Below are 26,147 nucleotides of genomic sequence, written 5' to 3' on the forward strand. Positions count from 1 at the left end.
GCGCACCGGGTTTGCGCCCCCGCTCACCGGGTCGCCTCGGCTCCCGCGAGGCAGCGCAGCGTGATCTCCGGTACGGGGTCGCCGGGTGTCTCAGCGAGCCCGCGCAGTACCCGGAGGAGATCGCCGAGCATGTCGCGCGCGGTGGTGTCGTCGAAAAGCTCGGCGGCGTAGGTCAGTTCGATGATGTCGCCGTCGTCGCCGGACCGCAGGTCCAGTGCCAGCTCCGTCGTCGCCGACCAGGCGGCGCGATACCGTAGCGGGCGGTCGCCGTCGGCGCCCGCGGCCGTGGACAGCGCCGTGGCGGTCCGGGCGAGAAGTTCGGCGCCGTCCGGTTCGTCGGCGAGGTCCAGGCGCGCCGTGCCCGCCGCGAGTCCCACCGTGACCTCGTCGGACCCGGAGTACCAGGCCAGCAGTGCGCTCCAGGCGCCGAGCACCGCCGCGTCGCCGGGAGTGGAGTCCAGCCGTTCCCGGACGGTCGCCGGGGTGTACCCGGCCGTGCTGCCGGTGCGCGGCCGATCGGTCGGAATATCCAGCACCGCAATTGTCTCCGGTACCGCCGTGGCAATCACGACGAGTTCGTCGATGGATCGGCCGGGAGCCGATTCCACCAGTTCCGCGAGGGTCTCGAGGTAGGCGGCGGCGAAACCGGCGGCGGTCTGGCGGGTGAACAGCTCGGTGCTGTACTCGAAGCAGGCCAGCATGTCGTACTCGTCGCTGCGGTCGTAGGTGATCAGGCTGAGGTCGAATTTGGCTGTCCCGGCGGGCAATCCGCCGAACGCGTTCTGTATCGAATGATCCAGGTCGAAGACCTCGGTCGCGCCGGGGCCGAGCGGATTGCCCATCCCGGGCAGTTCCTGGTGGACGTACAGCACGTCGAACAGCGGGGTGCGGGACAGGTCGCGCTGGTCGCCCAGGGCGTTCACCACCCGCTCGAACGGGATCTCCTGATGCTCGAGCGCGCCCAGCACGATGGCCCGCACCCGCTCCAGCAGGTCGGCGACCGTCGCGGGACCGGACAGGTTGGCGCGCAGGGCGACGGTGCTGTTGAAGAAGCCCACGAGCCCTTCGATCTCGCGGCGGGTGCGGCCGGTGGTCGGGGTGCCGATCACGAGGTCACGCTGCCCGCTGCGCCGCGCCAGCAGCAGGTACAGCGCCGACAGCAGCACCACGAACAGCGACACCGCTTCCCGCTTCGCCACCGCGCGCGACCGCGCCAGCAGCTCGGCCGGGACCGTGAACGGCTCCAGGTCGCCGACGAACGTCTTGCGGGGCGGGCGGGGGAAGTCGGTGGGCAGGCGCAACTTCGGCGCGTCGCGCAGCAGGTGCACCCAGTACCGCAACTCGTGGTCGAGCGCGCCGGACTCGGTCAGCTCGCGGTGCCAGGCCGCGTAGTCGCGGTAGCGCACCGGCAGCGGGGCGAGCGCGGCGGCGCGGCCCGCCCGGCGCGCGGCGTACAGCTCGGGGATCTCGCGGGCCAGGATGCCGGGGGTGGCGCCGTCGGTGACGCAGTGGTGGCAGGTCACCTGCAGCACGTGCTCGTCGGGCGCCAGCGTCACCAGCAGCACCCGCACCAGCGGGTCACGGGCCAGATCGAACGGCGTCTGGGTGGCGTCGCGGATCAGTTCGCGCGCGGCGGCGATGGGGTCGGGTGTGCCGGAGACGTCCACGACGCGGAAGAAGTCACCGAGCGAGGACCGCACCCGCACGGCGGGCTTGCCGTCGACCTCGACGAGGTTGTAGCGCAGCGGCTCGTGCCGTTCGGCGAAATCCTCGAAGGTGCCCCGGACGGCCGCCACGTCGACCGGCCCGCGCAGCGTGTTAACCACCGGGTAGTTGTAGAGCGTGGTGTCGGGCACGAGCTGGTGGTGGAACCACATGCGTTCCTGCCCCGACGACATGACCAGCTCGTCGGTGCGGGTGATCGGCGGCAGCGCCGCGGCGTGCGCGGCGGCCGCCGGTGCGGCGCCGTCGCGCAGCAGGGCGGCGAAGTCGGCGACCTTCGGGCGCTCGTAGACGTCGAGCAGCTTGGGCCGGAACCCGTAGGTCTCGGCGACCCGTTCGACCAGCTGCACGGCGATGATCGAATTGCCGCCCAGGTCGAAATAATCGTCCTCCGAGGCGATTTCGGTCTCCGAGTGCAGCAGTTCGCGCAGCTCGGCGCGCAGCCATTCGTCCGGGTCCGCGGGGGCGGCCGGGGTCGACGGCGCGGCGGGGTCGGTGGTGGGCGCGGCGGGCCGCGCGGCCGTGGGCAGTTCCACCCAGCACCGCGTACCGTGCAGCGGATGGCCGGGGAGCCGCACGCGGCGGCCGTCACCGGGATCGACCCGTGTCCAGTCGAGGTCCGCGCCGAGCTCGTAGAGCCGTCCGAGAATGCCGAGTGGCTCGCCCGAATCCTCCCCGCCGACAACGATTTCCGCGTCGGGATGCCCGGCCAGGTCCTCCGCGAGGTAGCGGCCCAGCAGGCCGTCGGCGCTCGGATCGACGAACACGACCGGCCCCTCCCGCAACAGCGTCTCCGCCGCCGCGCGCAGCCTCGACCGGTCCACCGCGGGCGCCGCCGCAGCGGCCGCGATCTCGCCCGCATCGGCCGCCACCGCCGAACCGAGCAGGTACCGCGCCGCGAACTTCGACGCTCCCCCACTCAGAACGGCCGCGAACGAAAGACCACAGTCCCGCAACCGATCGTGCACCGCGATCTGTCCCGCGAGCACCGCCCCCACCTCGCCCTCGGCAGGCAATTCGGCAGGCAGTACAGCCGAGCTCCCCGCACCGGCAGCGGGATTCTCGGCAGGCGGCAGAACCGGGCTGCCCACACTGGAGGCGGAGAACTCGGCAGGCGGGACGCTCGGGCCGGCCGCCCTGGAGGCGGAGAGCTCGGCAGGCGGGACGGTCGGGACGGCCGCGCTCGAGGCGGAGAGCTCGGCAGGCGGGACGGTCGGGACGGCCGCGCCGGCCGCTGGCGTATCGGCGGGCGGCACGACCGAACTTGTCATGGTGAGCGTGGGCTGTTCCGTGGGCGATGTGGCCGGGGCGATTCCGGATGGGGTCGCGCCGGGTGAGAGGAGCAGGGCTACTCGGGGTGTGGTCGGTCGGGGTTGATCCGGGGGGATATTCGTTGCGCGCCTGGACAATTCGGCGGCGGCCGACTCGATGTCGGTGGCGCGGACCGCGACGCGGTGCGGGAAGTGGGTGCGGCCGCGCGCCAGGGTGAAGGCGACGTCGGGAAGCGAGAACGTGCCGTCGCGCAGCGCCGCCGCCAGGTCGCGGCAGGACTCGGCGAGCGCGGCCGGTGTCCGTGCCGACACCGCGAGCAGCCGGGGGGCGGATTCGGCGGGCGGGGTGGTGACCGGGGCGCCGGGGGCCTGCTGCACCACGCAGTGCGCGTTCGCGCCGCCGAGGCTGTAGGAGCTGACGCCCGCCAGGCGCGGCTCGCCGTCGGCCCACGGCCGCGCGCGGGTGACCACCTCGAGCCCGGCCGCGGGCAGGTCCAGATCGCCGGTCGGGCGCTCGAAGTGCAACGACGGGTACAGCCGGCCCTCGGCGACGGCCAGCGTGGCCTTGACCAGCCCGGCGATCCCGGCGGCATGGTCGAGGTGGCCGATATTGGTCTTGACCGATCCGATCGGCAGCGGCCGCGGCCGTTCGCCGAACACGGTGCGCAGGCCCTCGAGTTCGACCGCGTCGCCCAGGCGCGTCGCCGAGCCGTGCGCCTCCACGTAGCCGGCCGCGCGCGGGTCGATCCCCGCGCGCCGCCAGGCCGTGGTGATCACCCGGGCCTGCGCGGCCGCGCTCGGCGTGCTGATGGTCGCCGACGCGTGCCCGTTGTGCAGCACCGCGCTCCCCCGGATCACCGCGTACACGGGCGCGCGGTCGGCCCGGGCGCGGCCCAGCGTGGTCAGCAGCAGCGCCGCGCCGCCCTCGCCGGGCACCGTGCCGTCGGCGTCGGCGTCGAAGGCCCGGCAGACGCCGCTGGGCGAGGCGATCTCCGTCATGGTCCGCGCGGCCCACTCCGGAGAACCGTTGGCGCGCACGCTGACCCCGCCCGCGAGCGCGTAGTCCGCGTCACCGCTCCGCAATTCGCGGCAGGCGTGGTGAACGGCGATGAGCGAGGCGTTGCAGCCACTGTCGATCGCGTAGCACGGCCCGGTCAGCCCCAGCAGATGCGCGATGCGCGCCGTGGTGCCGAAGGGCAGATTGCCCAGCATACTCAGCGGCCCGGGGTCGACCGCCATGGCGTGGTAGGAGGGCATCGGCGCGCTGAACACCACGGCGGTGGTGGCCTCCCGCAGCGTCGCCGCCGCGTACCCGGCGTCCTCGATCGCCTGGTGCGCCAGCTCCAGTGCGATGCGCTGCTGCGGATCCATCAGCGACGCTTCGCGTTTGGACAGCTCGAAGAAGGCGTAGTCGAAGGTGTGGATGTCGGCCAGGTGGCCCATCGGCAGATAGCGCGCGGAGCGGTCCAGTGCGGTCGCCACCGCGCGGGCCTCGGGCATGGGGGCGATCGAGTCGCGCCCGGCGTCGAGGTTCGCGCGGAACTCGGCCAGGGTCGGCGCGTCGGGGAAACGAACACCCATTCCGACGATCGCGATGTCGTCGTCGCTTGCGGTATACACGGTCACGGCGTCCTCATACCTCGAAGGCCAGCGGCACGGTTCGTGCCGGCTCGGAGTCGGCGGGGGCGTCCGGCGTCAGCGCTCCCGCCTGCGCGGCCACGGTGTCGAGGTCGAACAGCATGCCCACCGAGATCGCGCCCGGCCACCGGGCCTCGAGGCGCAGATGCAGCGCCACCACGCGATGGGAGTTGCCGCCGACATCGAAGAACCGGTCGTCGCGGTCGAATTCGTCGTGGACGAGCACCTCGGACCAGATCTCGCCCACCGCCCGTTCGTTGTCGGTCCACTGCTCCCGGGACGGCGCGGGCCGGTGCTCGAGCGGCGCGCTCAGCAGCGCCCGCAGCGCCGCCTCGTCGAGTTTGCTGCTGCCCGCCGCGATCGGCAGGGCGTCGATCCGCACGAACCGTTCCGGAACCGATTCCGGCGCGAGGTGTTCGGCACAGTATTCGGTCAACGCGGCGATCGACGGCGCGGCGCCGTCGGCCGGTATCCAGAAGGCGGCCAGGTACACCGCGCCGTCGGCGTCGACCGCGTCCAGCACGACGGTCTCGCGCACCGCCGGATGTCCTTCCAGCACGGCCTCGACGGCGCCGCGCTCGACCCGCACCCCGCGCACCTTCACCTGACTGTCGGCGCGGCCGTGGAATTCGATGTCGCCGTTGGCGTCCACGCGCGCCAGATCGCCGGTGCGGTAGATGCGACCGCCCGGCTCCGGCGAGAACGGGTCGGCCACGAACCGGGTGGCGGTCTGGCCGGGGCGGGCCGCGTATCCGTCGGCGATCTGCGCGCCCCCGAGATACAGCTCGCCACGGGTGCCGTGCCGTGCGGGCCGCAACCGGCCGTCGAGGACGTGGGCCGTGGTGCCGTCGGTCGGCGTCCCGATCGGCACCACGCGCCGGGGCGTCTGCGGGACGAGGTGGCAGACGCAGGTGACGGTCGCCTCGGTGGGCCCGTACTCGTTGTGCAGCCGGGCCCCGGGCAGCATCGCGTGATGCTGCTCGACCAGCCGCGCGGAGACCGGCTCCCCGCAGAGGGTGACCATCCGCAGCGTCGGCCGCAGCCCCGCCAGGCGCGGCAGCAGCAGCCGGTAGTACGAGGGCGTCGCCACGAAATGCGAAACACCGTGGCGGGCAGCGAGTTCGGCGACCGCGTCGACATCGGGGAGCATCCGGGCGTCGGGCAGCACGCTCGTGCCGCCCACCACCAGCGCCCAGGCGAGCGCCGCGAGGGAGCCGTCCCAGATCAGCCGCATGGCCGCGAAGGTGACGAGCGCGCCGTCGGTGTGCTCGAACGGCCGCGAGCCGATCATGGCGGCCAGGTTGGCCCGCGACACCACGACCGCCTTCGGCTCACCCGTCGAGCCGGAGGTGGTGATCACGTACGCGGGCGCCCGCGCGGGCGGCGGCGGTGGCAGCGCCACATCCGGCGGTTCCGCGTCGTCGCCGAGGTCGAGCACCACGGGCGCGGTGGTGGTTCCGGCCAGCAGCGCCGCGACCTCGCCGGGCAGGGTGAAGGGGTCGCGCCCGTCGACGACGACCGCGGTGCACGTCGCGGCGTCCACCACGGCACGCAGCGTGGCCGCCGGGCGGCCCGGCTCGACGACACACCAGGCCGCGCCCGCGCGCAGCGCCGCGATCATCCCGATCAGCGTGTCCAGGCTCTGCCGCTGCAGCACCATGACCGTCTGCCCGGGCCGCACGCCCGCGGCGACCAGGCGGCGCGCGAGAAGCGCTGTGGCCGTGCCGAGTTCGCCGAAGGTGAGCGACCGGTCACCGACGATCAGGGCGGTGCGGCCGGGCACCCGCCCGGCTTGGCGCAGCACGCCCTCCAGCAGGTCGGTCATCGAACCACCTCGACATGTCCGGCGCCGCCGATCTCCTCGGGCGCGGCCGCGCAGGCGAGCAGGATGCGGTCGCCCGCGGACTCGACCACCTCGAAACCGGCGAACCGCAGGGTCACGAGCATCACCCGATTGACCGGCGTGGCAACGAATTCCGCGGCGGGACGGCGACCGGCCTCCTGGGCGCGCCGCACTACTTCGCGAATGAGCGCCGTGCCCACCCCGCGCGACATCACCCGGCAGGACATGAGCAGCAGCCGCAGCACCGAATCCCCGCCGCGCAGCTCCGAGACCGCGAGCCCGATGGTGCCGTAGCCGCCGAACCGGTCCCGCAGCGAGGCCACCAGCACCTCGTGGCGCGGCGAGGCGCACATCGCGCGCAGTTCATCGATGTCGAAGGTGACGCCGGTGGTGTTGAGCTGATGGGTGCGCACGGTCAGTTCGTGGGCGCGCACCAGGTCCTCCTCCGAGGCCGGGCGCACCGTCATGACCAGCCCGAGCGAGGCGAGGAAAGCGCTGTCGGAGCCGGTGAATTCGGCCTGGCCGACCCGGCGCGCGTGCTCGGCGCGGTAGTACGACCGGCGGTGCCGCGCTTCCGGCGAGATCGCCGCGGGCATGAATTCCCGCAGCTGCGGCAGCTCGGCGATGCGGTCGGCCGGGTAGCACCGGACCTCCGGATACGCGCTCGCCACCTCCGCCAGTTCGACGGGATCGTTGTCGACGAACGCCATCGACTCGTGGCCGATGTTCAGCGATTCGGCGATGCGGCGGATCGCCTCCGACTTCGGTCCCCAGCCCACCTCGACCGCCGAGAACATGTCCTCGAGGCCGTGCCGGCGCAGGTGCGCGGTGGCCGCCGCGGTGTCGCCGCGGCTGGCGACGGCGTGCAGTATGCCGCGCTCGTCGAGGACCCGGATCGCCCGCAGCGCCTCGGGTTTCGGCTCGCCGCCGTCGGCCTCCAGTACGACGCCGGGCCACACCGTATCGTCGAGATCCCAGACCAGGCATTTCACCGTGGCCGTCATCGCTCCCGCCTTCCGCGGCCGCGCGGCGCTCACCACGCGCCACCCCGCAGCACCCGTTCTCCGATGGTCACCTCGGCGACCTCCTGCGCGCCCTCGATGATCTGCATGACCTTGGCGTCGCGGTAGAACCTGCCGACGCGGCTGTCCGGCGCGCAGCCCGCGGCGCCGAGCACCTGCACCGCCTGTTCGCTCACCGTGGCCGCGGCGCGCGCCGCGGCGTATTTGGCGGCGATGGTCGCGACGATCGCTTCCGGCGATCCGGCGGCGCGCGCGGCCGCCGCGCGCTCGCACAGCGCCTGCGCGCCCGCGATTTCCACCCAGCAGCGGCCCAGTGCGGCGCGGATCAGCTGGTGTTCGGCCAGGACGGTGTCGCCTTGGAGGCGGGTGGCGGCGTGCGCGGCGGCATCGGCCAGGCAGGCCCGCGCGAGCCCGACGCAGCCCCACGCCACGGTGAACCGGCCGTGGTCCAGTGCCGTGCCGACGACGTGGGACAGGCCGAAGCCCGGCGGCGCGAGCAGCCGGGCGGCGGGTATCCGCACGCGGTCGAAGCGGATGTGGGCCAGGCGCGCGCCGCGCAGTCCCAGCTGATCCCGCACCGGTTCCACGGACACACCGGGGCGGTCACGGTCGACGAGCGCGGCGCACAGGCCGCCCGCGGCGCGGCCCAGGACCAGGAAGACGTCGGCGGCCTGCCCGAATGTGACCCACAGCTTGTGCCCGGACACCAGCCGGTCCGTCCCGTCCGGTTCGAAAGACGTTGCGACGGCGGATAGTTCGGTCCCCGCACCCGCCTCCGTCGCGGCCAGCGCCGCGATCAGCTCGCCGCCGGTGAGCCGGGGCAGCCAGTCGCCGCGCTGCTCGGCGGTGCCCCACCGGTCCACCGCCGCGGTGACCATGGTGTGCACCGTGACCAGCGAACGCAGGTTCGTGCAGCATGCGCCGAGCGTCGCGGCCAACCGGCCGAGTTCGTGCGCGTCGACGCCGCCACCCCCGAACGCGGCCGGGCGATCCGCGCCCAGCAGCCCGGCCCGGGCCACCAGCGCGATCATCTCGTCCGGCACGCCGTCGCGGTCCCATCGGGCGGCGTCCGCCTCGGCGGCCGCCACCACCTTCTCCGGGTCGATCACGGCTGTCCGGCCCCGGACCGCTTGCGCTCGACGAACGCGGCCGCGCGGGCCGCGGTGCGGAAGTTCCCGAGATCGAGATCCTCCACCTCGACCGTGATGCCGTAGGTCTGCTCCACGTGCACCACGATCTCCAGCGCCCGCAGCGAATTCACCAGTCCCAGCGCGAAAATGTCGTCCTCGGCGGTCAATTCGACCGAGGCGATCGAGCCGAAGTACGCCAGCAGCTCCGCCACCGGCCCCGCGCCGTGCTCGGCCACGCGCTCCACATGTTCCGCGACCACCCTCACCTCTCCAGCCTCGTCTCGGCGGCGAGTGGCCTGTGCCGTCGCCCGCAGATCACCACAACACGGGCCGTGACCACCGGCAAGCCCCGGTTTCCACGGGCTGACGGCACGGCGGGTGCCGCGCTATCGCCGATGCGAGCGGAGCGTTACCGGGCGTCGGCGGCGGTCAGCGCGCGATCCAGCCGCGGATAGATCGGATATTCGATGCCCGAGATGTACTGCACCGTCCGCACCACCTGGCACGAGTAACCGAATTCGTTGTCGTACCAGACGTACAGGATCGCGGTGTCCCCCTCGACGATCGTCGCATTGGCGTCGATGATCGAGGCCGCGCGCGATCCGATGAAATCGCTGGAGACCGCGTCGGTGGCGGCGGTGTAATCGAGGTTGCGGCTCAGCGGCCCGGCCAGCGATACGCGCCGAAGATAGGCCAGCACCTCGCTTTTGGTGGTTTCGCGTTCGAGTTGCAGATTCAGGATCGCGACCGAGACGTCCGGGGTGGGAACGCGAATCGAATTGCCGGTGATTCTGGCCTTGAACTCCGGCATCGCCTTCGCCACCGCCGACGCCGCGCCGGTTTCGGTGAGCACCAGATTGAACGGCGCGGACCGGCCGCGGCGGTCGGCCTTGTGATAATTGTCCAGCAGGTTCTGGTCGTTGGTGAACGAATGGACGGTCTCCACGTGGCCGCGGACGATGCCGTACTCGTCGTCCATGGCCTTGAGCGGCGGCACGATCGCGTTGGTCGTGCAGGACGCGCACGAGAAGATCCGCTGCGACAGGTCCAGTTCGCGGTGATTGACGCCGTGCACGATATTCGGCACATCGCCCTTACCCGGCGCGGTGAGCACGACCTTCGCGATACCGGGACGCAGATGCCGCGACAACCCCGCGCGGTCGCGCCATCTGCCGGTGTTGTCGATCAGAATGGCGTCGGCGATTCCGTACTCGGTGTAATCGACCGTCGCCGGATCGTCGCTGTAGATGAATTTGATGACATTCCCGTTGGCGATGATCGTGTCGTTGTCGGTATCAACCTTGATGGTGCCGTTGAACTGTCCGTGCACCGAATCGCGGCGCAGCAGCGACGCGCGTTTCACCAGATCACCGTCGCCGCCCCGGCGCACCACCACGGCACGCAGATTCAGCCCGTTGCCCGAACCGACCTTCTCGATGAGCAACCGCGCGACCAGCCGCCCGATGCGGCCGAACCCGTACAGCACGACATCGCGGGGGCCCGGCGACCGCGTCTTGTTGCCATTGGTCACCTCCGCCAGCACCGTCTCGGCGAAATCGCGGACCGGCACACCGCGCGCGTCGGCGCGATACGCCGTGACCAATTGGCCGAGATCGATCTTGCACGGCCCCAGATCCAGTTCGCTCAGCGCGCGCAGAAACGGCAGCGTCTCGTCCACCGACAATTCCTCCCCCTCGATCTGGCGGGCGAAGCGGTGCGTGCGCAGAATGCTGATCACCGACTTGTTCACCAGCGACCGGCTGTGCAGCAGAATCGTCACGCCCTTCGCCCGGTACAGCGTGCCGATGAGGGGAATCATCGCCTCCGCGGCGGCTTCCTGGGCGTTCCAGCGGTCAAGGTGTTCGGTAGTCAAGGCAGGTCCTCGGATTCCTCGATGGGTTCGCGGCTCCGATGCTAATGAGGGCCGCGATATCACCGAGACCGCCTACCCGGCGGTGAGGACGCGGTAGCCCGACGCCGCCGACCGGTCAGGAGGCGGGCCGGAGGTCCGCGCCGGGCGAGGGACCGGTGGGCAGACCCGCGCGCAGGAACGTCTCCGTCGCGCCGATGAGCGTCGGCCTGCCCGCCGCGGCCAGGGCATGGGCCTTGAAGGCGCGCGCGGCGACGCTGAGGGTGTGCAGGACCGGCGTGGCGTCGTGCGCCGGGCGCGGTGGCCGGCCCTCACCCCACAGCACCACCTCGGTCGCCTTGTGTCCCAGCGCGTTCAGCAGACCGCGCCGGGTGCGCGGGTCGTGCGCGCACAGACTCGTGGCGACCGCGAGCGCCTGCGGGAGGCGGCCGCCGCCGCGGGCGGCGAGCACCGGCTCCAGTTCCAGCAGCTCGGCCCCGAGAATCCGCAGCGGGCGCGCATCGCAGCAGTCCACGACGAGCACCGTGACCTCCCACCCCGCCACCGCCCGGTCGAACAGCCAGCCGCCGGCGTGCTCGACGACGTCCACGATGTTCGCGGCGACCACGTCGAGCCGGTATCGCGCCGGGCGCGGGCGCGGCGACGACGCGAAATCCGGTAGCCGGTGCACCCGGCCCAGGCCGGTCCCGCCGAGGCGGGGTGAACCGAAATCGGCCGTATGCATGCTGTCGTCAGCCACGATGCGGACGTCCCTTCCCGGCGGGAGCCGCCGGGCTGTCTTCTCGGGCGACCTTGGCCGGTTAGCAAACACTCGAGTGCCGTCTTGCACTCGGCGGAGAATCTAATACTCTATTTTACACTTGTCAATTTTCTCACAGCTGTCTATCTTGTAGCGATGGCGACCGACTCTTCGCAGGTCACCGCCGTCGGCGATCGGCGTGTGCAACGCACTCGCGCCGCGCTGCTGGCGGCCGCGGTGCGGCTGGTGTCCGAGCGCGGCACGACATCGATCGCGGTGACCGACCTCGCCGAGGCGGCGGGGGTCAGCAGGCAGGTGGTGTATCTGCAGTTCGGAGACCGGGATTCGCTGCTCGCCGCGGCCGCCGTGGAGCTGGCCGAGCGCGAGCTGTATCCGCTGTTTCCCGACCTCGGCGCGGATACGCTGCGGGCGCGGGTGCTGGCGGCGGCTCGGCATCTGGCGGTGCATCATCGCTTCTATCGAGCGCTGGTCACCGGTTCGTGCAGCTTCGCCCTGCGCACCGCCGCCATCCGGTCCTTCGATCAGCTGCACCGCCAGACTCCGGTGCCGATTCTCGATGCCCTGCCGCCGCGGGACGCGGCGGTCGCCGGCACCTTCGTCGTCGGCGGGGTCATGGCGGTCATCGACGACTGGCTGCTCGCCGACCGGGAGCGCGAACCCGATCCGCTGGTGCTCACCGACCGCCTGCTGGCACTGGCGGTGACGTTCACCGGACTGCGGCGCGGCTGATCGTCAGAGGGCGAGCCGGGCCAGTTCGGTGCGCTTGGTGACGCCGAGTTTCGGGTAGGCGCGGTACAGGTGGTGGCCGACCGTGCGGGGACTGAGGAACAGCTGCGCGGCGATGTCCCGGTTGCTGAGCCCGGCCGCCGCCAATCGGACGACCTGCAGTTCCTGGGGTGTGAGCCGCGCGGTGGGGTCGTGGTCGTGCGGCCGGGCGACCGGGCGGTCGCCGAGGGCGGCCAGTTCGGCGCGCGCCCGCTCGGCCCAGCCCGCGGCGCCGAGCCGTTCGAAGGCGTGCAGGGCCGTGGTCAACCGGGCCTGGGCATCGGTGCGGCGCCGCTGGCGGCGCAGCCACTCGCCGTACAGCAGCGCGGTCCGGGCGTGGTCGTACGGGCAGTCGGCGTCGTCGTGCCGCGACAGCGCTGCGCGGTAATGGGTTTCGGGGTCGGCCGACAGCAGCGCGTGGCAGCGGTGGACCAGGGCGGCAGCGGCGGGCTGCCCGGTGTGCTCGGCCCAGTCGGTCAGGTTGTCGAGATATCGTGCCGCCCAGGCGGTCCGGCCGCTGCGCACGGCCGCTTCCACGTGATCGGGAACGGCGCGGACGAGGAAGTCGCGCCGGCCCGGACCCGAGCACACGACGTCCAGCCGGTCGGCGGCGGCCTCGAACCGGCCGCCGCCGAGTTCGAGCAGACCCAAGGCCCAGGTGGCCAGGGCGGCGTTGGTGGGGTGGCGTGTCCGGTGGCGCAGCATGGTTTCCGCGTGGTCGCGGCAGGCGGCAGCGTCTCCGGCGACGGCGGCCAGCCAGGCCGGGATGGCGCTCATCGTCGTCGTCTTGGTGTCCTGGCCGAGATCCGCGGACACCGACAGGGCCTCGGTCACCGCGGCCTCGGCGTCGCGGAACCGGCCGCGCAGCAGCAGCGCGATGGCGAGCGGTTCCTGGGCGTAGGGCAGCCAGCCCAGCGCACCGGATCGGCGGGCGTCGGCGATCAGGCCGGTCAGCACCTCGGTCGCGGCCCGGTCGTCGACGATCAGCGCCAGGTAGCCCGCCAGCACCAGCTCCACCCGGCCGGTCACGCGGCCGTCCAGCGCGGCGGTCACGAACGCGCGCATGCCGCTGTGCCCCGTGGCGGCGTTTCCGTCGAAAAGCGCTGCCAGCCCGGTCATTCCGGCGACCACGGGCTCCAGCTCGGAGCCGGGCTCCAGCGAGACGTCGGCGAGCAGCCGCGCGGCCGCCCGCACCAGGTCGTGCGCACCGCCGTCCTTGGCGCACCCGATGGCGTCGGTCAGCATGGAGACCGCTTGTGCCGGTTGGGTTCCGACGATCGGGGTGGCGCCGCGCACCATCAGCGCGGCGGCCGCCGCGGGCGAGTCGCGTTCGTAGGCGAGCTGTGCGCGTATCCAGGTGGCCTCGGCCAGCGTGTCGGGGGCGGTGGTGAGATCGGCTGCGGCGCGGGCACACTCGGTGGCGCGGTCGAGCTCGCCGGCGTCGTAGGCCGCGCGGGCGGCGCCGACCAGGCGGCGGCTCCGGCGGTCCGGGTCGGCGCTCAGCTCGGCGCTGCGTTCGAGGGCGAGCGCCACGGCGGACGATCCGCCGCGGCGCTGGGCCCGGTGCGCGGCCGTTTCCAAGGCGGCCGCGGCGGTTTCGTCCGGTCCGGTGGCGGCCGCGGCCAGATGCCAGGCACGGCGATCGGCGTACGGCTGTCCGGTCAGGGTGTCGGCGAGGGCCCGATGGGCGGCCAGCCGCCAGCCGCGTGGCGCGCCCTGGTAGGCGGCGGCGCGGATGAGCGGGTGCCGGAATGTGACTGCGCGGGCGGACAATTCGAGCAGGGTGGCGCGCTCGGCCGGTTCGAGGTCGGCGGCGGTGAGCCCCAGTCGTTCGCCCGCGCGCACCACCACCGCCGGGTCGGCGGTGTCGTCGGCCGCGACCAGCACCAGCATGCGCTGTGCCGCCTCCGGCAGTTCGCCGATCCGGGCGCGGAAGGCGTCCTGCACCTGCCGCGCGACGGGCAGCGGTTCGACGGGCAGCGACCAGCCGTGACCGCCGCGGCCGGTCAGCGCGGCGGTGAATTCGATGATGGCGAGCGGGTTTCCGTGTGCCTCGGCCAGGATGCGAGCGCGCATCGGATCGGCGAGGTCGTGGGCGCGCCGATCGAGCAGGGCCGTCGCACCGGCGCGGTCCAGGGCGGGCAGCGGCATCGTGTCCAGCCCGGCCGCCGGGAAGTGCCCCGCGCCCTCGCGCACGGCGAACAGCACGGCCACCGGTTCCTGCCCGAGGCGGCGGGCGGCGAACAGCAGGGCGTCCAGCGAGGCCGGGTCGAACCAGTGGGCGTCGTCGATCAGGCAGGCGACGGGTCCGTCCCCGCCCAGCTCGGACAGCAGCGACAGGGTGGCGGCGCCGATCAGGAACCGCCCGCCACCGCCGTCGCCGAGGCCGAAGGCGGCGCGCAGTGCCCGCGCCTGCGGTTCGGGCAGGGCGTCGATCCGGTCGAGACAGGAATGCAGGAGCAGATGCAGACCGGCGAAGGGCACCGACACCTCCGACTCGATGCCCACGCCGCGCAGCACTCGCATATCGTCGGCCGCGCGGGCCGCGTGGTCGAGCAGCACCGTCTTCCCGATGCCCGCGTCGCCGCGGATCACCAGCGCTCCCCCGGTCCCGGCACGGGCGTCGGCCAGCAGCCGGTCGACCCGCGCCAGCTCCTCCGCACGCCCGAGAACCACGGGAGAACAGTAACAATCCGGCCCGGGTGCACCGCCTGCCACGGTGCACCCGCGGCGAATACGCGCTACCGGGCGGACTGTCCCGGCGCGACGCGCGTCGAGGTGCTCTCGTAGCCACCTCCGCCGGGGTACACCCAGGCACCGCTCAGCACGTCCCCGGTCGCGTCGAAGGTGGACCGCAGGTAGGCCGGGGAACCCTTCTCGCCGGCCCAGATGGTGAGCACGTCGCCGTCCAGCTCGTACACGTAGTCCAGCGTGTCGCCCTTGTTGCCGTAGAAGCGGCTCTTGATGTCGGCGCTCGGCGCGTCCGCCCCGTAGGGCCGTTCGCGTCCGATCACCTCGATGCCCTCGATGCGCTCCCCGTACTGTTCCAACTCCACCTCCTGGATCAAGAAGTAGCCGCCGGTCATCCAGCGGTAGGTGACGACGCCCTCGGCGCCGCCGGTGACCTTCCAGGTCCCGACCAGCCGGTCGAGCGCGGCGAGTTGCGGATCCTGGTGCGGGTGTTCGGTCATCTCCGGTCATCTCCTCTGCCCGGCCGCCGCACGGTCGCGGCGGCTCACGAGCACGAAGGTACGGCCGGGCCTATCAGTACCCGCATCGGTCGCGATACTGGTGTCGGCGGCGATCACACCTCGACCAGTTGCTTACCCAGGTTGCCGCCCTCGAACAGGGCGCGCAGGGCGCGCGGCGCGGATTCCAGTCCCGCGCCGACCGTTTCGGCGACGGTCAGCTTGCCGCTGCGGTACCAGCCGAGCAGGGCCGCGAAGGCCTCCGGGAACCGGTCGAGGTAGTCGAGGAAGATGAAGCCCTCCATGCGGGCCCGCCGCAACGCGAGCTGCATGTAGTTGCGCGGGCCGCCGGGCGGGTCGACGCCCCGGTATCCCGATGAGACGGCCCCGGCCAGCACGACCCGGGCCCGCGGCGCGAGATGAGCCAGGCCGTGCTCGAGGATGTCGCCGCCCACGCCGTCGAAGAACACATCGACACCGGCGGGCGCCAGCTCGCGGAGGCGGGCGTCGATGTCGTCGCCGCGGTAGTCGATGGCGGCGTCGAAACCGGCCGTCTCGGTGAGCCATGCGCATTTGGCCGGGCCACCCGCGATGCCGATCACCTTGCACCCCAGGGCTTTCGCGATCTGACCGGCCAGCGACCCGGTCGCGCCCGCCGCCGCCGAGACCAGCACCGTCTGCCCGGATTCGGCACCGCCGACATCCATCATGCCGAAGTAGGCGGTCAGTCCCGGCGCGCCGAACACGCTGAGCATCAGCTTCGGCGGCACCCCGTCGGGGACGGCGTTCACGCCGAACAGCCCGCCCTCGGCGGCCACGGCATAGTCCTGCCAGCCCAGCATTCCGGCGACCCAGCCGCCCACCGGGAACGCCGCGGTGTTCGAGGACACGACCTGTCCGACACCGCCGCCGCGCATCACCTCGCCCAGCGGCACCGCGTCGATGTAGTTGTCGGCGTCGTTGAGCCAGCCGCGCTGGGTCGGATCGATGCTCAGCCACCGCACCCGGATCAGCGCCTCGCCGGGACCCGGAACGGGAATCGCGTTGCGGCGCAGTTCGAAATCGTCGTCGCGCACCGGTCCGTCCGGTCGACGGCGCAGTATCCATTGCCTGTTGACCTCGTTCGTCACCGGCCAGATGCTAGCCGCCGCGCGGCGCGGCGCCGACTCGATTTCCCACGGTCCGCCGGAGGCCCGGTGACAGCACAGTTAGGCGCCGAGCCCGTCGAGGACTATGCGCAGATTGCGGCTCCACTGGTCGGCGGCGCTGCGCAGGCCGAGGGTGTGGGCGTCGGTCGAGACACCCGCGAGCAGGAAAGCCACGTCCTCCCAGGCGATGTCGCGGCGCAGTGCGCCCGCGTGCTGCGCGGCCTCCACCAGAATCCTCATCCGCGTGCGTATCTCGGCCAGCAGGCGATCCAGCCCCGGAACGCCCGCGCCGCCGAGCGCCTCGTTCGCGCCGCAGCTCTCGGCGCGCAGCCGCACGTACACGCGGGCGAATTCGGTGAATCCGCGCCACGGGTCGGGGTCGGCGAGCGCGCGGTCCGCCGCGGCGATGGTCTCTCCCAGCACCTCCTCTAGCACCGCGTGCAACAGCGCTTCCCGCGAGGGGATCCGCCGATAGAAGGTGCCCTTGCCGACGCCCGCGCGCTGGGCGATCTCCTGCGCGGTGACCTCGACGCCGACCTCGGCCAACGCCGATCGCGCCGCCGCGACCAGGCGCTCCAGATTGCGGCGGGCGTCGGCGCGCGGGCCCGTCCCCGGCTCGGCGGCGAGTAGTCGATCGACAGCGCTGGTCACGCCCGCCAGCTTAGCAACTGGACTCGACGAGTCCGCTTCGGTATAAACGGACTCGAAAGGTCCGTTTATCTGAGGGAACGACCATGGATTCCATCCGAGTGGGCATCGTCGGAGCCAGCCCCGACCGCGGCTGGGCGGTGCGCGCGCATGTGCCCGCGCTAGGGGCGCTGGCGGATTACCGGATCACCGCCGTCGGCACCAGCCGACTCGAGAGCGCCGAGCGGGCGGCCCGGCTGTTCGGCGCGGCGCACGCCTACGCCGATCCACGCGAGCTCGCGGAGGATCCCGGCGTCGATCTGGTCGCGATCACGGTGAAGGTGCCCGCGCACGCGGAACTGATCCGCCTGGCGCTGGCGGCGGGCAAGCACGTCTACTGCGAATGGCCGCTCGCCCTGCACACCGCCGAAGCCGAGGAGTTGGCCGGACTGGCCGCGGCCGCGGGCGTCCACCACGCGGTCGGTCTGCAGACCCGGTACTCCCCCGCCGTCGCGCGAGCCCGCCGGCTGCTGGCGGAAGGCTATGTCGGCGAGGTCGTTTCGGCGACGGTGTACGCCACCCGGCAGCTGGGCGCGGGCACGGAGGTGCCGGATTGGGCGGCCTACACCCTGGATCGGCGCACCGGTGCGGGTGTCGTGGAGGTCCTCGGGGGCCACACGCTCGACGCGGTCGAATATCTGATCGGCCGGTTCACCGACGTGTCCGCCCGGCTCGCCCGCCACCACTCCCGGGCGGTGGTCGAAGGAGTCGGCGACGTCGAGGTCACCAGTCCGGGCCACCTGCTGCTCGACGCCGCCACGGCCGCGGGCATCGTGGTGTCGGCGCACATCCACGACTCCAAGGTGACCAACGGCCGCACCCGGATCGAAATCGCGGGTACCGCAGGGGATCTGGCGATCGTCTCCGGTGCCGGCGGGCCGGGCGGCATCTCGCTGAGCGAGCTGCGCCTGCTGGGCTCCCGGGGCGGCGAGTGGCAGCCACTCGACGGCGCGGATCCACTGGCGGCGATGCCGATCGGGATCGAGCCCGGTAACGTCGCGCGCCTGTATTCGGCTCTGGCACAGGATATCCGGACCGGTGCCGCGACGGTCCCCACCTTCGGTGACGGCGTTCGCGTGCACCGGGTGCTCGACGCCGTGCGCGCCGCGGCGCACACGGGACGGCGGGTTCCGGTCTCCTGAGACGCCTCACATCGGATACAGCGGGTGCTTGCGCGGGTTGGCGACCGGCAGCACCGGGCGCTTGTCGCGCAGCAGGCGCAGTGCGCGGCGGATCTCCAGGCGGGTGCGCGACGGCTCGATGACCGCGTCGATATAGCCCCGTTCGGCGGCGATCCACGGGGTGGCGACGGTCTCGTTGTACTGATTGATCAGGAACTGGCGCGCCGCTTCCCGCTGGTCCTCCGGCACCGCCGCCAGCTGCCGCTTGCCGACCAGATCCACCGCGCTCTCCGCGCCGATCACGGCGATGCGCGCCGTCGGCCAGGCCAGGCTGATGTCGGCGCCCACCTGCCGGGCCGCCATCATGCCGTAGGCGCCGCCGTAGGACTTGCGCACCACGAGATTGACGATCGGCACCGTCGCCTCGATGATCGCCCGCGGCACCCGGCCGCCGCGGATGATCACGCCGTTGCGCTCCTCCTCGAGGCCCGGCAGCACGCCGGGGGTGTCCGCGACGAACACCAGCGGGAGGTTGAACGCGTCGCACAGCCGGATGAAATAGGTCGACTTGTCCGAGCAGGCGGCGTCGATCGAACCACCCAGCACCAGCGGCTGATTGGCGATCACGCCGACCGGGAAGCCGTCCACGCGGGCGAAGCCGGTGATCAGATTCGGCGCGAAAGCGGCACGGACCTCGTGGAATTCGCCGTCGTCGAAGATGCGCAGCAGGATCTCGTGCATGTCGTATCCGGCGCGGTCGGAATCCGGGATGATCCGGTCGAGTTCGCGGTCGGTGTCGGTGATCTCCGGTTCCAGCCCGGGATTGACGATCGGCGGCAGCTCGAGACAGCTCGACGGGAAGTAACTCAGGTAGGCGCGGGCCCAGTCGTAGGCCTCCCGCTCGGTGGCCGCGACGTGGTGCAGCGTGCCGCGTTCGGCCTGCACCTTCGCACCGCCGAGTTCCTCGGCGGAGATGTCCTCGCCGTTGACCGCCTTGATCACCTCGGGCCCGGTGACGAACATGTAGGACTGCTCGGTGCCGATCAGCACATCGGTGTTGATCGGCCCGTATACCGAGCCCGCGGCGCATTTGCCCAGAATGATCGACACCTGCGGCACGTACCCCGACAGCCGCTCCAGCGCCCGCGAGATGTCGCCGAACGACGCGATCGACCCGACCGCGTCCTGGATGCGCGCACCCCCGGAGTCGTTGATGGTCACCACCGGGCAGGCGTTGTCGAACGCCAGGCGCAAGGCGCGCACGAACTTTCGCGCCGACGTGATGCCGACCGATCCGCCGTACACCGTCTGGTCGTGCGCGATCACCACCACCGGCCGGCCGTCGATCAGCCCGCGGCCGGTGACCAGACCGTCACCGTAGAGGGCGTCCGGGTCGCCGGGCTGCCGGGCCAGCGCACCGGTCTCGACGAAGGTTCCCCGGTCCAGCAACATCTCGATGCGCCGCCGCACGCTGGGAATGCCCTTCTTCCGCCGCTTCGCGATCCCGGCCGCCCCCGCCGGTTCGGTCGCGACCGCCAGCAGTTTCACCAGTTCGTCGAGCTTCGCCTGGGTACCGACCACGCCCTGTGCCACCTTCCGAGCCACTTCCGCTGTGCCCAGCGCACGTTAAGCGGTATCGACACCGCCGCACCCCCCTCGAGCCGGATAACCGGAGCACTCACAGCGGAATCCGCATCGGGCTCACACATGCAACAACCGCGGCGGTGCGGTGACTTTCTCCGTCCTGGGGGTGGCGGGGTGTGCGGCGACCTCGACAGGACTACGGTGGTGATGCATGTCGACCAGGGATATCACGGTGACCGTCACGGTGGACGAAGCCGATTGGCTGGAGCTGAGCGACGCGGCCGAATGCGCGGGCATGGGCGTGGACGCCTACGTCGCGTGGGGAGTGCGACTACTGGCGGCGCGCACGGCGCCCGGCAGGACCCTGCGCGCCGACGACCATCCGGGGCTGCCGCCCGTGCGGCGCAGGCCCGACGTCGTCGATGAGCCGGAGTCGGCGGCCTGGACGGAAACGTTCGCCGAGCGGCTGTCGCACCGCGCCGACGCCTTCCGGGAAGTCTGAGACCGCCCGGTCTCCCACTAGGCGTTTCGAGAGATCAGCTTGCCGAGCTTCATCGCGGCGGCGCGGCGTGGCGGTCCGAAGTCCTCCTCCGTGTGGACCTTCGGCCCGGATGCTCAGCTCGTGGACCGCTCGAGCAGCGCCAGGGCCCGTTCCCGCAGTTCCTGGGAGGCGCGGGCGGCGTCGCCCGCGTCGAACGGCGGTTGCGGATCGTATTCGATGCCGAGCTGGATCGCGCGGGCGGTGTCGTCGTCGGTGAGCAGCGCGGCCAGATACAGGGCCATGTCGATACCGGCGGAAACGCCTGCGGCGGTGAGGTATTTGCCCGATCGGACGTAACGGCGCGGCACGAAGGTCACGCCGTAGGTGGCTTGGAGGTAAGGCCCGGCCGCCCAGTAGGTGGTCGCCTCCCGGCCCCGCAGCAGTCCCGCGGCGGCGAGCACCACCGCGCCCGTGCAGACCGAGGTGGTCCACGTGGACGTGCGATCGATGTCCCGGATCCATTGCAGCACACCGTCGTTCGCGGTGACCGCCGTACTGCCGCGTCTGCCCGCCCCCGGGACCAGCAGGACGTCGAGCCGATCCACCTCCTCCAGGGCCAGCTCGGCCATCATCGCGACATCGCCGGTGTCGGTGCGCACCGGGCCGCGACGTTCCGCGATCATCGTCACCCGCGCGTCCGGTACGCGGGACAGGACTTCCGCCGGTCCGGTCGGATCGAGCAGGCTGAACCCGTCGTAGAGCAGGATGCCGATGCGCGGACCGGCGCCGTCGGGCCGTGCCGACGCCGGTGCGGTACCGAAACCGGTGGCCACGAGCGCGGCTGTGCCGCCGACCAATCGGCGGCGGGAGAGGTATGGTGTCACGCTGCCGAAGTGTCGTCCCCGGCGTCGGCTCCGACGCTCGGCATGTCCGTGTTCTTGCGCATCGTGTCGCCGTTCATGCCGTATCGGGCGCGCAGCGCGGCCCGCAGTGTCTGCACGGAACCGAATCCGCAGCGCCGGGCGACGGCGGTCATGGGTAACGCGGTGCGGCGGATCAGGTGGGCCGCCGCCTCGGCCCGCGCCTCCCGTACCGCCCGCGCGGGTGTCGTCCCCGCGTGGACGGCGAACAGCCGGGTGAGCTGGCGGGTGCTCAGACCCGCTCGGGTGGCGAGAGCCGCCGGTGTCAGGTCCTCGGCGAGGTGGCCCGAGACGTAGGCCAGCAGGTCGCCGACCACCCGGTCCTCGCGCGGCGCCGCCGCCAGGAACATGCTGATCTGCGCCTGGTCGGCGGGCCGGTGCAGGTAGGTGACCAGGATGCGGGCGACCGTGCGCGCCAGTGCCGGGCCGTGGTCGTCGTCGATGAGCGACAGCGTCAGGTCCAGGGCGCTGGTCACCCCGGCCGAGGAGTAGACATTGCCGTCGCGGATGTACAGCGGCGCGGTGTCCACGGCGACCGACGGGAACCGCGCGGCCAGTTCGTCACCGTAGCCCCAGTGCGTGGTCACGCGGCGATGTTCCAGCAGACCGGCCGCGGCCAGCACGTACGCGCCGGTGCAGACCGAGGCGAGCCGCCTGGTGTGGCGGGCCAGCCGCCGCACCTGATCGAGCAGGCGGTGGTCGGCCGCGGCCCGCTCGGTGCCCGCCCCGCCGACGACCATCAGCGTGTCCAGCGGGCCGGTCACCGCCTCCAGCGGACGGCTGCCCAGCACGATCCCCGCCGAGGTCCGGACCCCGCGCCCGCCGGCCGACACCACGTCCACCCGGTACGGCGGCTGCGCTCCGGCTCGATTCGCCATATCCAATGCACCACTGGGACAAGCGATATCGAGAATCTGCGCATCGTCGTACGCGACGATAAGCACTCGCCGGTCGGCCTCCATAACCGCCGATGGTATCCGCGCGGCGACAACCACCCGGGCGGTGTCACGGTGCGAAGTGGCAGGCGGCGATGGTGCAGCCGGGCGCCACGTCGCGCAGCGGCCGGTGCGGGTACTACTTCGGTCGCATGGATATCGACCGGTCAGGGGATGACGACCGGACCGAGCGCCGGTGTCGGCTCGTCGGCCCAGCGATGTCCGGTCTCGCGCGGAGTGACGCCCGCCTCGGTCCACGCCGCCAGCAGCTGCGCCACCTTGGCGTGCATGATGGTGCGCAGCCGGTCGAACGAGGTGTCCGGGTTGTCGTCGACCTCACCGAGCAGCAGCCACCAGGCCCAGGCCACGGCGCCCGCATTGGCCACGAAGTCCGGCAGCACCGGGACGCCGCGGGCGGCGAGCATGGCCTCCGCCTCCGGTGTTGTGGCGGCGTTGGCGGCCTCCACGATGATCCGGGCGCGGATGTCGAAGGAGTTGTCCGGCGTGATCGCGTACGAAATCGCCGCGGGGACAAGGATATCCACGTCCGCGGACAGGATCGCGGTGCGCGGCAGCTGCTCGATGCCCGCCGGCAGCCGGGAGCGGTCGATCTCGCCGTAGCCGTCGCGCAGCTCCAGTAGCGCCGGGATGTCCAGCCCCGCGGCGCAGTGCAGCGTGCCGGCCGCGTCGGCCACGGTGGTGACCCGCATCCCCGCCTCGTGCAGGTAGTAGGCGGCCGAGCCGCCCATGGTGCCGACCCCCTGGATCGCGACCGTCGTCGCGGCGGGTGGCTGCCCCCACGAGACCGCGGCGGCGAGGCAGGCGTGGGCGACGCCGTAGCCGCCGATCACGTCGCCGAGCAGGAAACCACCCTCGACCACTGCGTTCAGGCCGCTGCGCACCCGCGCCAGGGTGGCCGCCGGATCACTCGCGCGGCGAATCGCGGCGTGGTAGCTCTGGCCCAGGCCGAGCTTGTCGAAGACCTCATCGATCAGATGCTGCGGGACGCCGAGATCCTCCGCGGTCACCCAGTGCGAGTCGATCCACGGGCGCATGGCCTCGCAGAACCGCTCCAGCACGGCGACCGCGCGCGGGTCCTTGGGGTCGAAGTCGATGCCGCCCTTGGCCCCGCCGATCGGCAGGTCGAAGGTGGCGGTCTTGTTGGCCATGCCGCGCGCCAGGTCCTCGACCTCGCTCAGCGTGCAACCGGCGCGCATCCGGGTACCGCCGGTGGCCAGCCCGGCGCGCAGGGTGTGCACGACGAGGTAGCCGACCGCGCCCGTGTGCGGATCGGTCCACTGCAGGCGCATGTAGGGCTCGGGGCGACGGCTCACGGGGGCGAGCGCGGCGGGAACGGTCGGAGCGGTTTGCGCGATCGCCTGCTGGGTACCCTCCACAGGGTTCTGCATCATCGTCATGGGGAACCACCTCCGTATTCGTACTAGTGCCGTAACCACCACCCACCGGGAATCGCCGGTCGCGCGACTCCCGCCCGGACCTCGCTGTCCCCGGCCGATGACTCGCGCCCGGTGTCACCAGCCTGCGTTCGCACGTAGGCGCGCGTCTATTTACGGTTCATTCACGGCAGTGTTCAGCGTTCCTGCACAGCCTTTACGCTCGGTGCCATGGACCTGTCGCTGCCTCGTCTGCGAATGTTGCGTGAGCTCCACCGCCGCGGCACGATCACCGCGGCGGCGACCGCGCTGCACTACACCGCGTCGGCCGTCTCCCAGCAACTCGCGCAGCTGGAACGCGATGTCGGCACCCGGCTGTTCGAGCGGCGCGGGCGGCGGGTCCAGCTCACCGATCTGGGGGTGCTGCTCGCCGAGCACGCCGAGGAGATCCTCGCGTCGGTCGAGCGGGCGACCCAGGCGCTCGAGGAGGCGGGCGAGTCGGTGACGGCGACGATCACCGCCGGGGTCTGGGCGTCGGTGGCCTCGGGCCTGATCCCCGACGCGCTGACCGCTCTCGCGCGCACCCATCCCGGCATCCGCGTGCGGACCCGCGAGCTGGCGCCGGAGGCGACGGCGGCGGCGGTCCGCGACGGCGCGCTCGACCTGTCGTTCGTCCTCGACTACTCCAACTACCCGATGACCTGGGACCGCGGCTTGGAGCGCACGATCATCGCGGTCGAGCGGGTGTATGCCGCCGTCCCGGCCGGCGCGGTGCCGGCGGCCAGCGTGACCCTGGCCGAGCTGGCCGAGCATCCGTGGATTCTCGCGCCCGCCCGCTCGAACTTCGGGCACGCGGTCCGGCTGGCGTTCCAGTCCGTCGGGCTGGAACCGCGGATCGACCACGAGGTGGAGGAACAGGCCACCGCGATGGCGATGGTCGCGGCCGGGCTGGGCGTGACGCTGGTGTCGGATCTGGGCCTGGCGCTGCGGCCGCCGGGCGTGGACATCGTCGCACTGGGCGACGTGCTCACCCGCACGGTGTCGCTGGCCTACCGCACCAATACGGCGCGCCGCGCCGCCCTGCTGCTCGTGGTGGACGCGATCCGGACCGCCGCGGCGGAGAAGGGGCTCGCCGCCGACGCCGCCCCGCTCGCCCCGGCGGACGTGGAAACCATCGCCCCGGCGAATAATTCGCTCGAGCCGTCCAACAAGAGCCTGGGGCTGGGCTGAGCCGGAGCGCTAGTCGCGCAGCCTGGCGCGCAACTGCGCGTTGAGCACGGCGGCGGTGTCGCGGAGGGCCTCGGCGAGCGGGTGCCCGCCGTCCGGCCCCCGCTTCCGGTATGCCAGCACCGTCGGCCGGACGGCGGCCGGGTCGTCGATGCGCACGACCGCGACCGCGGCGGGCAGCGCGGGAACCAGCAGGCCCGGCACCACGGTGACACCCAGACCGGCCGCCACCAGGCCCAGCTTGGCGCCCCAGTCGCGAGCGGTGTAGGCGACGATCGGCTGCCACGTGGCGCCGGTCCAGGCACCGAGCAGGGTGCCGCGCGGGTCCTCGCCGCCGATGATCCAGCGTTCGCCGCGCAATTCCTCGGCGGGGACCGAGACCCGGTGCGCGAGCGGATGCCGCGCGGGCGCCGCGACATACAGCGCGTCGTCGAGCAGGGGCGCGGTCGCCACGGTGTCGGGCGGATCGACCTCCCCGGACAGCACCGCCATGTCCAGGCGGCCGCGGGACAGGGCGGCCAGCAGGCCGGGGGTCAGCCCTTCCCGCAACCGCACCTCGAGCATCGGATGGCGGGGCGTCACCGCGGCCAGCGCCCGCGGGACGAGCGCTGCGGTGGCGGTCGCGAACGCGCCCAAGCGAATTCGGCCCGCGACGCCGGTGCTCGCGTCACGCAGCTCGCCGCGGATGTTGTCGAGTGTGTCCAGGACCGAATCCGCGTGCCGCACCACGATCCGGCCCGCCGCGGTGGGCCGCACGCCGCGGGCCAGCCGTTCGAACAGCGGGGCGCCCGCCGCCTGCTCCATGAGCGTGATCTGCCGCGAGACCGCCGACTGGGTGTAGCCGAGATGCTCGGCCGCCCGCGAGAACGACTGGTAGCGGGCGGCCGCGCGCACGACCCGCAATCCCGTGACAGTGAACTCCGCCATGCGTAAAGCTGATACCACATATGCGAGACTCTCGCTGGTCGCATACCAGCGGCGGCCGTAGCGTCGGCGGCATGGACACCGAATCGAACAAGGAACTCATCCGGGCGGTCTTCGAGCGGATGTCGCGCGGCGACACGCGGGCGCTGAGCGAAGCGATGGCCGACGACTGCCGCTGGGTCTTTCCCGGCAACTGGTCGTGGTCGGGCACCTGGGAATCCAAGCCCGTGGTGGTGGGTGACCTGCTGCGCCCGCTCGCGGCCCAGTTCACCGACGACGGCTATCGCAGCGCGGCGAATCTGCTGCTCGCCGAGGGCGACCGGGTGGTGGCACAGGTAGAGGGACACGCGACCACCACCCGCGGCGAAACCTACCGGCAGACTTACTGTTTCATCTTCCGGATCGCGGGCGGCCGCATCACCGAGGTGATCGAGCACTGCGATACCGCGCTGGTCGAACGCGTGCTGGAACCGCTGCGCCCGCCCCGCTGATCCCGGCCGCACGCCCGGCGATGCGG

At 72.3% G+C, this 26,147-nt stretch carries 21 protein-coding genes; 5 read left to right on the forward strand and 16 right to left on the reverse strand.

Features of this window, described 5'->3' with window-relative positions; all coding sequences use genetic code 11:
* Positions 1–23: 23 nt before the first annotated feature.
* The 7 genes from NWFMUON74_RS36135 to NWFMUON74_RS17905 form a co-directional block, all read right to left on the reverse strand.
* The gene (locus tag NWFMUON74_RS36135; RefSeq protein ID WP_232110421.1) at positions 24–4,619 is read right to left on the reverse strand and encodes a condensation domain-containing protein; all 4,596 of its coding nucleotides are present in this window, start codon (positions 4,617–4,619) and stop codon (positions 24–26) included.
* 7 nt (positions 4,620–4,626) lie between these two features.
* Entirely contained in the window at positions 4,627–6,456 is a 1,830-nt protein-coding gene (locus tag NWFMUON74_RS17880) for a non-ribosomal peptide synthetase (RefSeq protein WP_187683018.1), read from the reverse strand.
* Positions 6,453–7,478 carry an HAD-IIIC family phosphatase gene (locus NWFMUON74_RS17885; RefSeq protein ID WP_187683019.1) on the reverse strand — a complete coding sequence of 342 codons (1,026 nt, stop codon included), beginning with the start codon at positions 7,476–7,478 and terminating at the stop codon, positions 6,453–6,455. Before NWFMUON74_RS17885 ends, NWFMUON74_RS17880 begins: the two co-directional genes overlap by 4 nt.
* A gap of 29 nt (positions 7,479–7,507) precedes the next feature.
* Positions 7,508–8,605 (reverse strand): acyl-CoA dehydrogenase family protein, encoded by a 1,098-nt coding sequence (locus NWFMUON74_RS17890; RefSeq protein ID WP_187683020.1) that lies wholly within the window; start codon positions 8,603–8,605, stop codon positions 7,508–7,510.
* Entirely contained in the window at positions 8,602–8,892 is a 291-nt protein-coding gene (locus NWFMUON74_RS17895) for an acyl carrier protein (RefSeq protein WP_232110422.1), read from the reverse strand. The genes NWFMUON74_RS17890 and NWFMUON74_RS17895 overlap by 4 nt, the downstream gene beginning before the upstream one ends.
* Before the next feature lie 143 nt (positions 8,893–9,035).
* On the reverse strand, positions 9,036–10,445 hold the full coding sequence (locus NWFMUON74_RS17900) for a glyceraldehyde-3-phosphate dehydrogenase (RefSeq protein WP_425300742.1): 1,410 nt from the start codon (positions 10,443–10,445) through the stop codon (positions 9,036–9,038).
* Between the two features lie 169 nt (positions 10,446–10,614).
* Positions 10,615–11,235, reverse strand: a complete 621-nt coding sequence (locus NWFMUON74_RS17905; RefSeq protein WP_342452765.1) for a hypothetical protein — start codon at positions 11,233–11,235, stop codon at positions 10,615–10,617.
* Positions 11,236–11,391: 156 nt separating this feature from the next.
* Here NWFMUON74_RS17905 and NWFMUON74_RS17910 point away from each other — a divergent pair, with 156 nt between their 5' ends.
* Positions 11,392–11,985: a TetR family transcriptional regulator gene (locus tag NWFMUON74_RS17910; protein ID WP_187683022.1), complete on the forward strand. Its 594-nt coding sequence runs from the start codon at positions 11,392–11,394 to the stop codon at positions 11,983–11,985.
* A 3-nt stretch (positions 11,986–11,988) separates the two neighbouring features.
* On the opposite strand, the gene NWFMUON74_RS17915 is transcribed toward NWFMUON74_RS17910, so the two are convergent.
* The 4 genes from NWFMUON74_RS17915 to NWFMUON74_RS17930 all read right to left on the reverse strand — a co-directional run bounded on the left by NWFMUON74_RS17915 (position 11,989) and on the right by NWFMUON74_RS17930 (position 17,008).
* On the reverse strand, positions 11,989–14,697 hold the full coding sequence (locus tag NWFMUON74_RS17915; RefSeq protein WP_187683023.1) for an ATP-binding protein: 2,709 nt from the start codon (positions 14,695–14,697) through the stop codon (positions 11,989–11,991).
* Between the two features lie 65 nt (positions 14,698–14,762).
* Positions 14,763–15,212, reverse strand: coding sequence for a hypothetical protein (locus NWFMUON74_RS17920; protein ID WP_187683024.1), 450 nt, complete (start codon positions 15,210–15,212; stop codon positions 14,763–14,765).
* A gap of 113 nt (positions 15,213–15,325) precedes the next feature.
* Positions 15,326–16,339 (reverse strand): NADP-dependent oxidoreductase, encoded by a 1,014-nt coding sequence (locus tag NWFMUON74_RS17925; RefSeq protein WP_187683025.1) that lies wholly within the window; start codon positions 16,337–16,339, stop codon positions 15,326–15,328.
* A gap of 78 nt (positions 16,340–16,417) precedes the next feature.
* Positions 16,418–17,008: a TetR/AcrR family transcriptional regulator gene (locus NWFMUON74_RS17930; RefSeq protein ID WP_187683026.1), complete on the reverse strand. Its 591-nt coding sequence runs from the start codon at positions 17,006–17,008 to the stop codon at positions 16,418–16,420.
* 83 nt (positions 17,009–17,091) lie between these two features.
* Between NWFMUON74_RS17930 and NWFMUON74_RS17935 the strand changes: the two genes are divergently transcribed.
* Complete coding sequence (locus NWFMUON74_RS17935; RefSeq protein ID WP_187683027.1) at positions 17,092–18,186, forward strand: Gfo/Idh/MocA family protein; 1,095 nt, start codon at positions 17,092–17,094, stop codon at positions 18,184–18,186.
* Between the two features lie 6 nt (positions 18,187–18,192).
* Here the strand turns inward: NWFMUON74_RS17935 and NWFMUON74_RS17940 are convergent, their stop codons facing one another.
* A complete protein-coding gene (locus NWFMUON74_RS17940; protein ID WP_187683028.1) occupies positions 18,193–19,746 on the reverse strand; it encodes an acyl-CoA carboxylase subunit beta in 1,554 nt (517 codons plus the stop codon).
* A 214-nt stretch (positions 19,747–19,960) separates the two neighbouring features.
* Here NWFMUON74_RS17940 and NWFMUON74_RS17945 point away from each other — a divergent pair, with 214 nt between their 5' ends.
* Positions 19,961–20,251 carry a hypothetical protein gene (locus NWFMUON74_RS17945; protein WP_187683029.1) on the forward strand — a complete coding sequence of 97 codons (291 nt, stop codon included), beginning with the start codon at positions 19,961–19,963 and terminating at the stop codon, positions 20,249–20,251.
* Positions 20,252–20,364: 113 nt separating this feature from the next.
* Here NWFMUON74_RS17945 and NWFMUON74_RS17950 read toward each other — a convergent pair whose 3' ends face one another.
* From NWFMUON74_RS17950 to NWFMUON74_RS17960, 3 genes are all read right to left on the reverse strand, one after another.
* A complete protein-coding gene (locus NWFMUON74_RS17950) occupies positions 20,365–21,114 on the reverse strand; it encodes a DJ-1/PfpI family protein (protein ID WP_187683030.1) in 750 nt (249 codons plus the stop codon).
* Positions 21,111–22,112: a GlxA family transcriptional regulator gene (locus tag NWFMUON74_RS17955; protein ID WP_187683031.1), complete on the reverse strand. Its 1,002-nt coding sequence runs from the start codon at positions 22,110–22,112 to the stop codon at positions 21,111–21,113. Before NWFMUON74_RS17955 ends, NWFMUON74_RS17950 begins: the two co-directional genes overlap by 4 nt.
* A gap of 140 nt (positions 22,113–22,252) precedes the next feature.
* Entirely contained in the window at positions 22,253–23,503 is a 1,251-nt protein-coding gene (locus NWFMUON74_RS17960; protein ID WP_187683032.1) for a Glu/Leu/Phe/Val dehydrogenase dimerization domain-containing protein, read from the reverse strand.
* A 207-nt stretch (positions 23,504–23,710) separates the two neighbouring features.
* Here NWFMUON74_RS17960 and NWFMUON74_RS17965 point away from each other — a divergent pair, with 207 nt between their 5' ends.
* Positions 23,711–24,709 carry a LysR family transcriptional regulator gene (locus NWFMUON74_RS17965; protein ID WP_232110423.1) on the forward strand — a complete coding sequence of 333 codons (999 nt, stop codon included), beginning with the start codon at positions 23,711–23,713 and terminating at the stop codon, positions 24,707–24,709.
* Between the two features lie 9 nt (positions 24,710–24,718).
* Here the strand turns inward: NWFMUON74_RS17965 and NWFMUON74_RS17970 are convergent, their stop codons facing one another.
* Positions 24,719–25,633, reverse strand: a complete 915-nt coding sequence (locus NWFMUON74_RS17970; protein WP_187683033.1) for a LysR family transcriptional regulator — start codon at positions 25,631–25,633, stop codon at positions 24,719–24,721.
* 71 nt (positions 25,634–25,704) lie between these two features.
* Here NWFMUON74_RS17970 and NWFMUON74_RS17975 point away from each other — a divergent pair, with 71 nt between their 5' ends.
* Entirely contained in the window at positions 25,705–26,121 is a 417-nt protein-coding gene (locus NWFMUON74_RS17975; RefSeq protein ID WP_187683034.1) for a nuclear transport factor 2 family protein, read from the forward strand.
* Positions 26,122–26,147 lie beyond the last annotated feature (26 nt).

Origin of the sequence: Nocardia wallacei, assembly GCF_014466955.1 — a bacterium.
Classification (GTDB): Bacteria; Actinomycetota; Actinomycetes; order Mycobacteriales; family Mycobacteriaceae; genus Nocardia; species Nocardia wallacei.

What these genes read in the sequence shown, in the direction of transcription:
- NWFMUON74_RS17945 (WP_187683029.1), top strand. Translation starts at nt 19,961, where the DNA reads ATGTCGACCAGGGATATCACGGTGACCGTCACGGTGGACGAAGCCGAT.
- NWFMUON74_RS17880 (WP_187683018.1), bottom strand. Translation starts at nt 6,456, where the DNA reads ATGACCGACCTGCTGGAGGGCGTGCTGCGCCAAGCCGGGCGGGTGCCC.
- NWFMUON74_RS17975 (WP_187683034.1), top strand. Translation starts at nt 25,705, where the DNA reads ATGGACACCGAATCGAACAAGGAACTCATCCGGGCGGTCTTCGAGCGG.
- NWFMUON74_RS17970 (WP_187683033.1), bottom strand. Translation starts at nt 25,633, where the DNA reads ATGGCGGAGTTCACTGTCACGGGATTGCGGGTCGTGCGCGCGGCCGCC.
- NWFMUON74_RS17885 (WP_187683019.1), bottom strand. Translation starts at nt 7,478, where the DNA reads ATGACGGCCACGGTGAAATGCCTGGTCTGGGATCTCGACGATACGGTG.
- NWFMUON74_RS17935 (WP_187683027.1), top strand. Translation starts at nt 17,092, where the DNA reads ATGGATTCCATCCGAGTGGGCATCGTCGGAGCCAGCCCCGACCGCGGC.
- NWFMUON74_RS17965 (WP_232110423.1), top strand. Translation starts at nt 23,711, where the DNA reads ATGGACCTGTCGCTGCCTCGTCTGCGAATGTTGCGTGAGCTCCACCGC.
- NWFMUON74_RS17960 (WP_187683032.1), bottom strand. Translation starts at nt 23,503, where the DNA reads ATGACGATGATGCAGAACCCTGTGGAGGGTACCCAGCAGGCGATCGCG.
- NWFMUON74_RS17910 (WP_187683022.1), top strand. Translation starts at nt 11,392, where the DNA reads ATGGCGACCGACTCTTCGCAGGTCACCGCCGTCGGCGATCGGCGTGTG.
- NWFMUON74_RS17900 (WP_425300742.1), bottom strand. Translation starts at nt 10,445, where the DNA reads ATGATTCCCCTCATCGGCACGCTGTACCGGGCGAAGGGCGTGACGATT.
- NWFMUON74_RS17920 (WP_187683024.1), bottom strand. Translation starts at nt 15,212, where the DNA reads ATGACCGAACACCCGCACCAGGATCCGCAACTCGCCGCGCTCGACCGG.
- NWFMUON74_RS17955 (WP_187683031.1), bottom strand. Translation starts at nt 22,112, where the DNA reads ATGGAGGCCGACCGGCGAGTGCTTATCGTCGCGTACGACGATGCGCAG.